Source organism: uncultured Pedobacter sp. (genome assembly GCF_913776295.1).
Lineage (GTDB): Bacteria > Bacteroidota > Bacteroidia > Sphingobacteriales > Sphingobacteriaceae > Pedobacter.
The window spans coordinates 32,940-45,964 of record NZ_CAJYOJ010000047.1 but is presented as its reverse complement, the minus strand read 5'-3'; the positions used below and the strand labels follow the sequence as shown (position 1 = coordinate 45,964).

Annotated in this window: 13 protein-coding genes and 1 tRNA gene; 4 read left to right on the top strand and 10 right to left on the bottom strand. The window is 38.7% G+C overall.

The features are described from left to right. Positions 1–1,020: 1,020 nt before the first annotated feature. From rlmN to QZ738_RS10010, 5 genes are all read right to left on the bottom strand, one after another. Positions 1,021–2,076 (bottom strand): 23S rRNA (adenine(2503)-C(2))-methyltransferase RlmN, encoded by a 1,056-nt coding sequence (rlmN, locus tag QZ738_RS10030; protein WP_293787097.1) that lies wholly within the window; start codon positions 2,074–2,076, stop codon positions 1,021–1,023. Positions 2,077–2,165: 89 nt separating this feature from the next. After that, positions 2,166–3,140 (bottom strand): 23S rRNA pseudouridine(2604) synthase RluF, encoded by a 975-nt coding sequence (gene rluF, locus QZ738_RS10025; RefSeq protein ID WP_293787095.1) that lies wholly within the window; start codon positions 3,138–3,140, stop codon positions 2,166–2,168. 135 nt (positions 3,141–3,275) lie between these two features. Next, entirely contained in the window at positions 3,276–3,836 is a 561-nt protein-coding gene (locus QZ738_RS10020; protein ID WP_293787093.1) for a DinB family protein, read from the bottom strand. A 151-nt stretch (positions 3,837–3,987) separates the two neighbouring features. Beyond that, complete coding sequence (locus QZ738_RS10015; protein ID WP_293787091.1) at positions 3,988–4,239, bottom strand: hypothetical protein; 252 nt, start codon at positions 4,237–4,239, stop codon at positions 3,988–3,990. A 30-nt stretch (positions 4,240–4,269) separates the two neighbouring features. Further along, entirely contained in the window at positions 4,270–4,428 is a 159-nt protein-coding gene (locus tag QZ738_RS10010; protein ID WP_367268581.1) for a helix-turn-helix transcriptional regulator, read from the bottom strand. Between the two features lie 165 nt (positions 4,429–4,593). Between QZ738_RS10010 and QZ738_RS10005 the strand changes: the two genes are divergently transcribed. After that, positions 4,594–7,074: an ATP-binding protein gene (locus QZ738_RS10005; protein WP_293787089.1), complete on the top strand. Its 2,481-nt coding sequence runs from the start codon at positions 4,594–4,596 to the stop codon at positions 7,072–7,074. Here the strand turns inward: QZ738_RS10005 and QZ738_RS10000 are convergent, their stop codons facing one another. The 4 genes from QZ738_RS10000 to QZ738_RS09985 form a co-directional block, all read right to left on the bottom strand. Then, positions 7,075–8,406 (bottom strand): sigma-54 dependent transcriptional regulator, encoded by a 1,332-nt coding sequence (locus QZ738_RS10000; RefSeq protein WP_293787087.1) that lies wholly within the window; start codon positions 8,404–8,406, stop codon positions 7,075–7,077. A 67-nt stretch (positions 8,407–8,473) separates the two neighbouring features. After that, a complete protein-coding gene (locus QZ738_RS09995; RefSeq protein ID WP_090982910.1) occupies positions 8,474–8,785 on the bottom strand; it encodes a hypothetical protein in 312 nt (103 codons plus the stop codon). A gap of 77 nt (positions 8,786–8,862) precedes the next feature. Next, positions 8,863–9,174 (bottom strand): hypothetical protein, encoded by a 312-nt coding sequence (locus QZ738_RS09990; protein WP_205057711.1) that lies wholly within the window; start codon positions 9,172–9,174, stop codon positions 8,863–8,865. A 78-nt stretch (positions 9,175–9,252) separates the two neighbouring features. Further along, entirely contained in the window at positions 9,253–9,567 is a 315-nt protein-coding gene (locus QZ738_RS09985) for a hypothetical protein (protein WP_293787083.1), read from the bottom strand. A gap of 400 nt (positions 9,568–9,967) precedes the next feature. Here QZ738_RS09985 and QZ738_RS09980 point away from each other — a divergent pair. The 3 genes from QZ738_RS09980 to QZ738_RS09970 all read left to right on the top strand — a co-directional run bounded on the left by QZ738_RS09980 (position 9,968) and on the right by QZ738_RS09970 (position 12,562). Beyond that, positions 9,968–10,040 (top strand) — tRNA-Thr (locus QZ738_RS09980). 115 nt (positions 10,041–10,155) lie between these two features. Then, positions 10,156–11,322, top strand: a complete 1,167-nt coding sequence (locus QZ738_RS09975; protein WP_293787081.1) for an amidohydrolase family protein — start codon at positions 10,156–10,158, stop codon at positions 11,320–11,322. A gap of 283 nt (positions 11,323–11,605) precedes the next feature. Beyond that, the gene (locus tag QZ738_RS09970; protein WP_293787079.1) at positions 11,606–12,562 is read left to right on the top strand and encodes a nitronate monooxygenase family protein; all 957 of its coding nucleotides are present in this window, start codon (positions 11,606–11,608) and stop codon (positions 12,560–12,562) included. 78 nt (positions 12,563–12,640) lie between these two features. On the opposite strand, the gene QZ738_RS09965 is transcribed toward QZ738_RS09970, so the two are convergent. Continuing rightward, a complete protein-coding gene (locus QZ738_RS09965) occupies positions 12,641–13,006 on the bottom strand; it encodes a hypothetical protein (RefSeq protein ID WP_293787077.1) in 366 nt (121 codons plus the stop codon). Between the last annotated feature and the right edge of the window lie 19 nt (positions 13,007–13,025).

The window sequence follows — 13,025 nt, the reverse complement described above, 5'->3', positions numbered from 1 at the left end:
GAAGGGCTTTCTTGTTTTATGGGCAGAGCGCAGCGCATAGAGCATGGCGCGCAGTGCATAGCGCGGTTTCCCGGCATTACGGCGTTAGGGCGCTAAGCTTGTATCCCGCAGATTACACCGATCTCCGCTGAGAGCATTCCATCATCCGTTTTAGATTTTTCCGGCTTTCCCATCTTCTAATTTTTGTCCCGGGTTAAATAGCCCTGATGGGAGCGGCATCCCTTTTGGATAGGAAAAGATTGTTCAGACAGTAAGATTTCCAAAAGGATAGAGCGTACAGCAGGACCGGAGCCAGCCTAAATGCACAGGAACCTGCGCTCCCAAAAAATCATACGCTCTTTTAACCGTAAGTGGTAAAAGACTGAAAGGATTGTCCCTCAGAAAACGCTGATCTCCGCAGAGTATGTTCCATCATCCGTTTTACATCTTACCCTTCACGATAGCCCTGATGGGAGCGGCATCCCTTTTGGTTTAAAGAATTTTCATCATCTTTTTGATACTTCTCCAAAAGGATAAAGCGAACAGCAGGACGGAACCCTACCGACAAGCACAGGAACCTGCGCTCCTAAAAAAATCAAACGCTCTTTTAACCATAAATGGTAAAGACTCAAAGGATTGTCACGCAGAAAACGCTGATCCGCGCAGAGTAGGTTCCATCATCCGTTTTCCATCTTACCCTTCACGATAGCCCTGATGGGAGCGGCATCCCTTTTGGATAGGAAAAGATTGTTCAGAGAGTAAGATTTTCAAAAGGATAAAGCGTACAGCAGGACCGGAGCCAACCTATGCGCACCTGAAAATGCGCTCCAGAAAAAACAGAGGCTCTTCGAATTATCCAGGAATTAGAAAGGTTAAGGCTTGTCCCGCAGATCACGCAGATCTCCGCAGGGTATGTTCCATCGTCCCTTTTCCATCTTACATTCCGATAAAGCGTACATCAGGACCGGAGCGAACCTAAATGCACCGGAAACTGCGCTCGATAATGAAAACGATTATATCAAGAATATTGTAATAGACGGCTTAAGCATTCGCTTCTTCTTTGACTGCCAGTTGCCCACAAGCGGCATCAATATCTTTACCACGGCTACGGCGGATGTTGGTATTAATCCCCTGACTTTTTAAATAATTAGAAAAAGCATCAATCTTATCGCCCTCCGCATTGGTAAAGTCGGCGAAAGAAATCGGGTTATATTCAATCAGGTTTACTTTACAGGGAATATGTTTACAGAATTTAGCCAGATCTATGGCGTCCGAAATTTCATCGTTAAAATGATTAAAAACGATATACTCATAAGTTACCGGATTTTTGGTTTTGGCGAAATAGTATTTTAAAGCCTCGGCCAGCGATTTTAGAGAATTTGCCTCATTTATAGGCATGATTTCATTACGCTTTTTATCATCAGCAGCATGCAGCGACAAGGCAAGGTTGAATTTAGCACCATCATCGCCCAGTTTTTTGATCATTTTGGCAATACCGGCAGTAGAAACGGTAATACGCTTATAGCTCATATTCAGGCCATCAGGCGCAGTAATTCGTTCGATAGACTTTAAAACATTGGCATAATTTAGAAGCGGTTCCCCCATTCCCATATACACAATATTGGTAAGGGGATTGTTATAATTCTGCTTTGCCTGTTGATCAATCAATACTACCTGATCATAAATTTCGTCAGCATTTAAATTACGCTTACGGTCCATGTAGCCGGTAGCACAAAACTTACAGGTTAAACTACAGCCCACCTGCGAACTTACACAGGCAGTCATACGATCTTCTAACGGGATGAGCACCCCTTCAACAATATTACCATCTGCTAACCTAAAAGTATTTTTAATGGTATGGTCGTTACTAAACTGGGAGTTGTTCACCTGCACCGCATTTATGGCAAAATTTTCATCCAATACTTTACGAAGATCTTTAGAAAGATTACTCATTTGCTCGAAACTTGTAACCGATTTCTCCCAAAGCCACTGATAAATCTGCCTGGCCCTAAAAGCAGGCTGCTGCATTGCGGTAAGGTGTTGTTGCAATTGTGGCAGATCTAATGCACGGATATCGATTTTTTTAACTGTTACCATTTGTTGCAAAGGTAGTTAAAAAAGGTGTAAGGCAGAAAGGTAGAAGGTTGAGGGTGCCTGCAAGATGCCAAATTTTACAATTAATTGGCTTATCTTGCTCTACCTCTCGTGTTTGACTTACCTGAAGGTTTACCTTTTGCGGGTTTCGAATTCCTGTTGCCACTATTATTTTTGCCAGCAGATTTTGCACCTGAATGACCAGCTGCTTTTTTGCCGGTAGATTTTTGAGGACTGGGTTTAGGTTTGAACACTTTTTTTGGCTGTTCTTCTTCCAGTTCTGGAATTTCTTCCCAGGTATTTGATTTTTTTCTGGCAGCGCTTTTTGTTTTAGCTTTAGCTTCTGAAGATGAATTTTCTACACTTTTAGTAAGGGCCTTCATCTCTTCTTCGGTAAGTTCCCTAAATTCTCCGGTTGGGATACCTTTAAGATTGATATTCATGATGCGTGTACGCTCGAGTTTGGTTACTTCGTAGCCAAAATGTTCACACATCCTTCTAATTTGTCTATTCAAACCCTGGATTAGGATGATATTGAAAACAAACGTACTAATCTGGCGTACTTTACATTTGCGGGTATTTACGCCTAAAATGGGAACGCCATTACTCATTTCAAAGATAAAATCTTCGGTAATTGGCTTATTAACCGTAACTAAGTATTCCTTTTCATGCTTATTTCCTGCCCTTAAAATTTTGTTAACGATATCGCCATTGTTGGTGAGGAAGATCAGGCCAGATGAATCTTTGTCCAACCGGCCAATCGGAAATATTCTTTCACTGTAATTAATATAATCAACAATATTATCACGTACACTGCCTTCTGTAGTACTGGTAATCCCAACAGGCTTATTAAAAGCGAGAAGGATGAAATTACTTTCTTCTTTAGGTTCGATATGATGGCCGTTTACCATCACTTTATCGCCGGCAAAAACCTGATCGCCAATTTTAGCTCTTTTTCCGTTGATGAAAACTGTTCCCTTTTCAATATAGCGGTCTGCTTCACGGCGTGAACACAATCCACTTTCACTAATAAATTTATTTAAACGGGTTGCAGCATTATTGTTCATACTGCAATTTTACGGAAATAAATTATGTTATTCATTCTTCATTCCATACCGGCAACAAAAGAATAAACGAGGCTTTCTAAGCGAACAGGTTAGCAAACGTAACAGGTTTCGATAACCTGTTCTGAATGATGAGATTTAAAAATTCGGATCATCGGCACTCGGGCCATAACTACCTGGGATTGGGATATGGAGTAATCTTAAATAAATGCCTAATTGCGCCCTGTGGTGAATGATTTGGCTAATGGTGTGGCGGATCGTTTCATATTTAGAATAATCGACCAGAACCTGTTTTCCCATCCTTAAAACCCAACGGCCATTTAAATCTGTGTCTGTTGCATTTTCCAATTCTGTTTTTCCTTTGTTATAATTTTCTTCCAGAGTTTTAACCAGGTCACCAACATTTTCTATAGGTTTTTCTACATAAGGTGCTGTTTCGAAATCCAGTCCTTCGGTAGTTAAGGCTAAAGAAACCCAACTCGGCAGATCAGTAATATGAACGACAAGAGATTTCATTTTCATACTTTTTTCATGGGGTGCCCAATCAAATTTTTCTACTGGAACAATAGCCAGGAATTTTTTGGTGAGGTTAATTTCACTCTCCAATTCTTTCAACAATAAACGGATAATTTCCATATTTTTCGGTTTCGTTTTTTCTGCCGTGTGTAATTCCATCAGTAATAAATCAGCTATGCTCATGATTTTTAATGTTTGTTTACGCAAAGAAAATACCGCTTACTGACAACCCTATGGCAGCGTAGAAAATGTTTTACATCATTTACCGCAAGCAAATGCATATAGTCACTTAGTGGCATGTGTTGTGTTTTTCTTGAAAGGTATGCCTAAGTTTTTAAGGCATTATAATAAGGTGTTTTTCAGCAATGGCATGCTGAATAATCGACAGGTATTCGGAATTAAAATTTAAGTTCTGCGGAATCGTCAATTTAAAATGTTGAGGTAAAGTTTCGAGCTTTTCCTTCCGGCCGGTTTTTAATACCGCCTTTACTTTTGTTAAAGCGGTAGAATAATGCATACGGATAGCACTATCAGCAATTCCATTTACTAAACTCTCCACCAGTAGCAAGGCATTTGCTTCGTCCATGTTAAAAGAAACAGGAGGCAGAAAATAACCCTATACCAGATAATATCCTTTATGCTGCTCAAAACTTACCGGTATTCCCTGTTCGCCTAATGCTTTAATATCACGGTAAACGGTGCGAACACTTATCTCAAACCTTTCCGCAATTTTTTCCGCAGTAATATATTTTCTGGATTGAAGCAGGGTTAACATTCCGAAAAGGCGGTCGATACGGTTAATGGTTTGTTTTTTGAGGCGACTAAAATTAAAGTTTTTTAATCAATTTTTCTTGTGGTATGTTATTTGTAAAAGATAAATGCATATCAATTCTTAAGGTTAAACCGTTATGATAAGGGATAACCTATACAATCTAAATCAATGGCGGCTGTTATTCAGAAAAGATTCTTCCGGGCAATCAAAAGCAAAGTGATCATCGGTTTTTTGTTCGCCTGTTTTGCGCTGCTTTTAGCATGGGGTATCAGTAAGTTTGCCTTTACACGGATGCTGGATACCGTTGAAGAAATTTCTGCACCAAACGATCGTTTAAGGATCGTTAATGATCTCTCGCATAAGATAGCCAGGTTAGACCAATTACAGCGCGATGAGGCTTTTAACAAACAGGGTAGCTACAGTTTTCTTAAAGAATCGCGGAGGTTAAGATCAAGTTTAGATACACTGCGTAAATTGTACCGGGGTGATTCTGCCCAATTGGCCAGGATAAAATCGATTAAAAGTTTATTGTCCGAACGTGATAAACAATTTGTGAATTATCTCAAAGTAAGAGAAACACTAGTGAACACCAAATCTTTTTCAGAGGAGGTTCGGAAATTAAATGAGCTGGTAGCTACACGCAGCAGGCAATCAGACAGTGCGGTATTAACCACCGAAACAACCACATCAACCACTACCGTTGCACCTGAAGAGGAACAAAAATCGCGGGGATTCTTGAGTAAACTTTTTGGCAAGAAAAAAGCTGATGTTTATAAAATTATCAACGAAGAATTCAAAGTTAAACGTGATACCTTAAATGCAAAGGCCGAGGATAGTATCATGAAAAGCATGACGGGTTCGTTAAAAAATATCGAACAGGAACAACGTCAGAAAAGCCAGAAATTTTTAAAACGGGAAGCTGATTTATCGAGTGCAACCAATGCTTTGACGGCCAAAATACTACAGATTTTAAGAGAAGTTGAAGGACAGGCTGTAGCCCAGGTAGATTTGAACGGCATCCAGGCAAAGGAAGTGGTTAATGATGGAATTACGCAGATCACAACCATTATCATTATCTTTTTTCTGTTAACGGTTATTTTGCTGTATCTGATTATGGCAGATATTACAAAGAGCAACCGATATAGAAGAGAATTGGAACTGGCTAAAGATGAGGCCGAATACCATGGTAAAGCAAAACAGCGGTTTCTGTCAAACATGAGCCATGAAATCCGAACTCCCTTACAATCTATTTTGGGTTATGCCGAACTGATTACTCAACAGGACGTACCGAATAAAAAAGATGTCGATGCCATTTATCAATCATCCATTCATTTACTTCAGATTGTAAACGAGGTATTGGATTATAACCGGATTACTTCAGGAGAGTTTAGCTTTAACAATCAGGTATTTAATATCCAAAAAGCTTTGGATGAAGTGGTTTCGGTTATGCGGCCATTGTCAGAGCAGAAGTTACTCCAGTTGAATACAGCATTTGATCTTGCCGAACTTGAATTTGTAAAAGGCGATGCTTTCAGGCTAAAGCAGATTTTATTTAACTTACTGGGGAATGCGGTAAAATTTACTTTGAAAGGAGAGATTAAGCTTGCGGTATCTTACAAAAGGCAAGGAAATGATCTTCACTTTCATTTTACCGTAAAGGATACTGGAATTGGTTTCGAAGAAAAAGATATTCCTAAGATATTTAATGAATTTGAGCAGATAGAATCTCCTGAAAAGTATGTGATTAATCCTACTGGTACCGGTTTGGGCCTGCCCATCGTTAAATCATTGATTGAAGCACAGGGAGGAAGGATTTATGTGAAAAGTAAGCGGGGCATTGGCACTACGTTTAATATTTATATCAAATATGAAAATACCAATGAGCGTGTAAACGATGCTTTAGACTTAACACACTATGCCATAGTAAACCCCGGTACTGTATGGGTTATTGATGATGATAAGCTGATCCTGGATTTATGCGGAATGATTTTTCAAAAAAATAAAGTTCCTTACAAAAGTTTTACCCAGGTGGCCGATATTCTTCACACTGAACCCGATCCTGATTTGAAGAATGTTCTGATTGATATGCGTATGCCTGAAATGACAGGCTTTGAACTTTGTCACTTATTAAAAAAGAAGCTACCGCAACATGTTAAATTTTATGCCATTACTGCCCAGGTTTTGCCTGAAGAGCGCGAAATGGTTTTAAGCGAGGGCTTTGATGGATTAATTATGAAGCCGTTTAGGGCAGTTGATATCCTCTCTATTTTTGATAAAACAGAGATCTTAACAGATCACCAGCCTGAATTTGATTTTTCTTCTATTGAAAAGATGACCTTTGGCGATCAGGAGCTTTTGGAGAAAATCCTTAATCGTTTTAAACAAGATTCGATTGATGATGCGTTTGAGCTTAAAAAATACCTGGATGAGAACAATCGGGATAAAAGCAGGTTATTGGTTCATCGCCTTGCCGGGCGTGTAGCGCAGATGGGCGCTAAAACATTAGCAAATGCCTTTAGAATTCTGGAAATGGAAATAAACGAAAAAGGATTAACAGCAAATATTAAATCTGAAGTGTTATTACAGATGAAAGCATTGGATGATTTAATTTCCTTTATAGAAAAAATCGACTACGCTAATGCCGAATAATTACTCTATCCCGTAGCGTTCCATTTTAGCGTACAACGTTTTGCGATCGATATTTAAGATTTTTGCCGCTTTTGATTTGTTATATCTTACTTTGATCAGCGTTTCCGTAATCAATGCTTTTTCATTCTGTTCATTAACAGCTTTCAGATCGGATGAATTGCCTGGGGCCGATTGCTGACGGACAGAAATCATCATTTCATCAGGTAATGCGTTAATTTGAGCAACGTCGCCCTGTGTTAATAAGACCATTCGTTTAATCACATTGCTTAGCTCGCGTAGGTTTCCTGGCCAATCGTAACTCAACAATAATGCTTTTGCTTCGGGGGAAATACTTTTAACATTTCGGCCCAGATCTCGGTTAGATAAAGTTATAAAGTGGCTGATAAACAACTCTAAATCCCCACCTCTTTCCCGTAATGGCGGAAGCTGGATTTTAAATTCATTTAAACGATGATATAAATCTTCTCTGAATTCCCCCTGTTGAATACTATTGGCCAGATCATCATTGGTAGCCGTGATGATACGGACATTAACAGGAATCTGTTTGGTGCTGCCCAAAGGCTGGATCACCCTTTCCTGTAAAGCCCTGAGCAACTTGATCTGCACCTCATAACTCAGGTTGCCCACTTCATCTAAAAACAAAGTTCCGCCATTTGCAGCCTCAAACTGGCCTTTTTTATCATTTAATGCCCCGGTAAATGCGCCTTTAACATGTCCGAATAATTCACTGGCAGCTAAATCTTTGGATAATGCACCGCAATCTATAGCAACGAAAGGTCGATCGGCACGTTTACTCTGCTGGTGCAGGGTTCTGGCTGCAAATTCTTTTCCTGTGCCGCTTTCGCCCTGTATAATTACCGACATGTCGGTAGGTGCTACTAAATTAATATGCTCATACAGTTTATCGGCAATGGCACTTTTGCCCTTTATAAAATCGCTGTTTACCTCTTTTGGTTCAATGCTTTTTAAATCCTTCTTGGTTAAAGAATTTTTAATCACCATTGATAGCTCATCTGGATTAACAGGCTTGGTAATATAATCAAAGGCACCTAACTGAATAGATTTGACCGCTGTACGAACATCGTTAAAGCTGGTCATAATAATTAATGGAATAGAAAGACCCAAATCGCGAAGGTGGGTAAGCACTTCAAATCCGGTTCCATCCGGCAGGCGGTAATCGATTAAAAGTAAATCGAACGTATTGGTTTCAACTTGCTTAAGTGATTGCTTTACTTGTGTTACAAGGGTAATCTCATGACCGTTTTTGGTTAAAAAACCATCAAGTATTTGAGCAAATGTAGTATCGTCTTCTAAAATCAGGATTCTCGCCATATAACAAAAATAAGAAAAGCCAGACATAATCTGGCTTTCTTATTATAGGTAGATGTAATTATTTGGGTTACTGTACGGGTTTACCGTCTTTATCAATTTTAACAGAACCGGTTTCTGCTTCTTTTTTTACGTTGATTAGGTAGTACTCTTTAGTACCTTCTTTCACCGACCAGGCTTCGGTAGCGGTCCATCCTTTGTAGGCATCAGATTTTAATGCGGTGGTTACCGGCTCAGGTAATTCTTCCAGTTTAACCGGAGTTTTTACTGCACTATCCTGAACTGCAACAATTGCAGCGTTTTTGATTGTATTTACTTCACTTGCTTGTACTGCTGTGAATCCTGCGAATGCTAAAGTAGCGGCTAAAATGATCTTTTTCATGATATTGTGTTTTAAATATGTTTAGTAACTATCGTTACTTTGAATACTTGTTAATTAAGAGCGCTAATTGTCCTTATTTATTGAACGGGTTTACCGTCTTTGTCGATTTTAACAGAACCGGTTTCCGCTTCTTTTTTTACGTTGATTAAATAATACTCTTTGGTACCTTCTTTCACCGACCAGGCTTCGGTAGCGGTCCATCCTTTATAAGCATCAGATTTTAACGCGGTGGTCACCGGCTCAGGCAATTCTTCCAGTTTAACCGGAGTTTTTACTGCACTATCCTGAACTGCAACAATTACAGCATTTTTGATTGTATTTACTTCACTTGCTTGTACTGCTGTGAATCCTGCGAATGCTAAAGTAGCGGCTAAAATGATCTTTTTCATGATATTGTGTTTTAAATATGTTTTGTAACCTCTGTTACGTTAAATACTTGTTAATTGTAGAGCGCTAATTGTTTTTATTTATTGAACAGGTTTACCGTCTTTATCGATTTTAACAGATCCGGTTTCTGCTTCTTTTTTTACGTTGATTAAATAATACTCTTTAGTACCTTCTTTAACTGACCAGGCTTCGGTAGCGGTCCAACCCTTGTAAGCATCGGATTTTAATGCGGTGGTTACCGGCTCAGGCAATTCTTCCAGTTTAACCGGAGTTTTTACTGCGCTATCTTGAACTGCGACAATTGCAGTATTTTTGGTTGTATTTACTTCACTTGCTTTTACTGTTGAGAATCCTGCTAATGCTAATACTGTAGCTGCTAAAACGAACTTTTTCATAGTATATATTTTAAAATTTAATTTGTGTAACAATACTTGCTAATGTTTCATAATGATGCCAAATGAATTTATTTTATTAAAGACCTGATTTTCAGTTAATTGTTTTTGTGCCAACCTTTTTAGATTGTGGAGGATGTCTACACTCTGTGGTGAAGCACTACAAGTTTGCATTCATTTGTTATTATCATCAATGGTTTAAGGCGCTTTTTTGCCACCGGATGTTACCACTTTCCGGATTTTAAAATCTTTATAGTAGAATTATGACTATCAGGACTACATTCCCGAGTTCCTTTTAGCTGTGGGATGCTAACATTCAACAGCAGGTCGATTGACAGCGGAGAAAAATAATTTTCAATTTTTAAAAGTGAAGAATTTTTTCTATCATTGCAGCCCGATTAAAGCCTCCTTAGCTCAGCTGGTAGAGCAACTGACTTGTAATCAGTAGGTCATTGGTTCGATTCCGATAGGAGGCTCTTTTTTTCTCAGTACTACTGTTCTTCGATTAGTAATTTAAAATTCACTTCATAATTAAATAAAGCAGTCCAGGAAAATATTTTATTTGCCCCGATTATTCCATTAATTTGCGGTATGTTAAAATACTTTTCAGCTGATTGGGTATTTCCTGTTTCTTCCCCGCCAATTAAGAATGGAGTGGTTGCAATAACGCCCGATGGCGAAATAAAAGAGGTTTTAGCCGAAAAAGATTGGGTGAACCTTGATTTGGATATCATTAAGTATAAGGGCGCAATTGTTCCAGGCTTTGTAAATACCCATTGTCATTTAGAATTATCGCACATGTTGGACCAAATTCCTGAGCGAACAGGTTTGGTAGAATTTGTGCAGCATATTATTAAAAGCAGACAGGGCGATGCCGAACAGATCGATTTAGCACTGCGAAAAGCCGATCAACAGATGTTTGATAATGGAATTATTGCTGTTGGCGATATTTCCAACCAAATTTCTTCCAAAAAGGTAAAAGAAACAAGTAAGATTTATTATCATACTTTTATAGAGGCTTTAGGTTTTAATCCTGAACGTGCGGATGCGGTATTAGAACATCTAAAGGAAATCAAAAAAGATTTCAAACCTCTGCCTTCAACGATAGTTCCACACGCGCCATACACTGTTTCACCTAAACTATTCGAATTAATCAGGCAAGAAGCTGAAAAATCAAATTCATTTATTAGTGTACACAATCAGGAAACTAGCGATGAAAATGCTTTTTTTGAAAGTAAAACAGGTGGTTTTTTAAAGCTTTATAAGTTTTTAGGAATGGATATTACTTTTTTTGATCCAACAAACAAAACCTCATTAAAAACCTGGTTGCCTTATATTAAAAAACAAAAAACCTTACTTGTACATAATACGGTTACGAATAAGGCTGATATTGAATTTGCTAAACGAAGCAATCCCGATTTATATTGGTGCCTTTGTCCGCAAGCCAACTTATATATCGAAAATGCTTTGCCTGATGTTGACCTGTTAATGGATGAAGGATTAAAAATCACTTTGGGAACAGATAGTTTGGCCAGCAACCACCATCTTAATATTCTGTCAGAAATGCTGACATTGCAGAAATACAAACAGGTTCCTTTTGAAAAGCTGTTAAACTGGGCAACCATAAACGGAGCAGAGTTTTTGGAGCTTGATCAGCAAATGGGAACAATAGAAGCTGGCAAAAAGCCGGGATTGAATTTAATCCAACTGTCGGCCGATTTTACAATTGAGAGTGTCCGGGTTGAGCGATTGATTTAAGAATTATTCATTTTCTAATAACCTTAAAAAAAGAGTTTTTTAAAGTATAAACTTATTTCGCCCATAATTTTGAGGTTACTTGATCTTTGTACACTAAAACTAAACATTTTTAATGTGCAAAATCTCGGTTTCAATCTTTTTAATACGATTAACAGAGATGGGGATTCTTGAAAAAAGAAGTTTAGGCAAAGGTCACTATTTTCTTAATTTAGAATTATATAGAATTATTTCAGCATAAATTAATACTCCATAATTGGCCCATCATTTATAAAATAAATGACCTATGAACCCCATCTGTAAACTTTTCAATATTAAATACCCAATTATCCAGGCTGGAATGGTTTGGTGTAGCGGTTGGAAACTGGCTTCAGCGGTTTCCAATGCCGGAGGCCTGGGCATTATCGGGGCAGGTTCCATGTATCCTGAAGTTTTAAGATCGCATATTCGAAAATGTAAATTAGCTACTCACCAGGCCTTTGGTGTGAATATTCCATTGCTTTATCCTAACATTCAGGAAATTATAGATGTGGTGACTGAAGAGCAGGTTAAAATTGTATTTTCCTCTGCCGGTAATCCGGCAACGTGGACCAGTTATTTAAAAGAAAGGGGTATTATCGTCGTTCATGTTATTGCAAATACCAAATTTGCCATAAAAGCGCAGGAAGCTGGTGTTGATGCGATTGTTGCCGAAGGTTTTGAGGCGGGTGGACATAACGGGAGAGAAGAAACCACCACCATGTGTTTAATCCCGCTGATTAAAGAGAAGGTCGAAATTCCGGTCATCGCAGCTGGAGGTATTGGGAGTGGAAGAGCCATGCTGGCTGCATTTGCATTGGGAGCCGATGCCGTACAAATCGGTTCGGCTTTTGCCGTAGCTGAAGAATCATCTGCTCACGATGCATTTAAACAAAAAATTATTGCTGCTGCTGAAGGCGAAACTAAATTAGCGATGAAAAAGCTGGTTCCGGTAAGGTTATTGAAGAATGAATTTGCCGATGCTGTTGCCCATGCAGAAGCTGAAGGAGCAACACGGAATGAGCTGTCAGAACTCCTGGGACATGCGAAAGCGAAACTGGGTATGTTTGAGGGCGATATAGAAAACGGTGAACTCGAAATTGGTCAGGTTTCAGCAATGCTGAAAGAAATCAAGCCTGCGAGGGTTATCCTGGAAGAAATATGGCAGGAATTTAAAATCACAACAGGCCGGCTCACCCAGTTGCGAAACGAATGGGATAGTTAGATCGAAGTGTATCTAACAATACAGTGGTTTATTTTAGGAAATCCGAATAAAATCAAAATCACTATAAAACCTCCCAAATTAACGGTACTGGACTTTTTCGAGTAAGGAAACAGTATGCGAAAGATTTTGGATCATTTTGTCTTTAAGTTCAATCGTTTTGTTTTTCTCACTCAGCAGGCTTTTTAATCTTTTAATTTCTTCTGCTGATGCTTGTGTTTCCTTTTTACTAAGCTCGGAGAATAGTTTGCCTTTTTCGTAATAACTAAAAAAATTGTAGCCCAGCACCTCACTTACATGAGCCAGTAGAGAAACATCCAAGGTAGAACTGTTAATGATTTCCTGCGCCCTGGTTTTACTAATGGCCATTTTTTTTGCAAATATGGAAATGGGAATCTCTTTGGTCTTCATTTCCTTCCAGATCATCAATCCTATATGTACACTCATTATTATCTCCCGTTTTAAA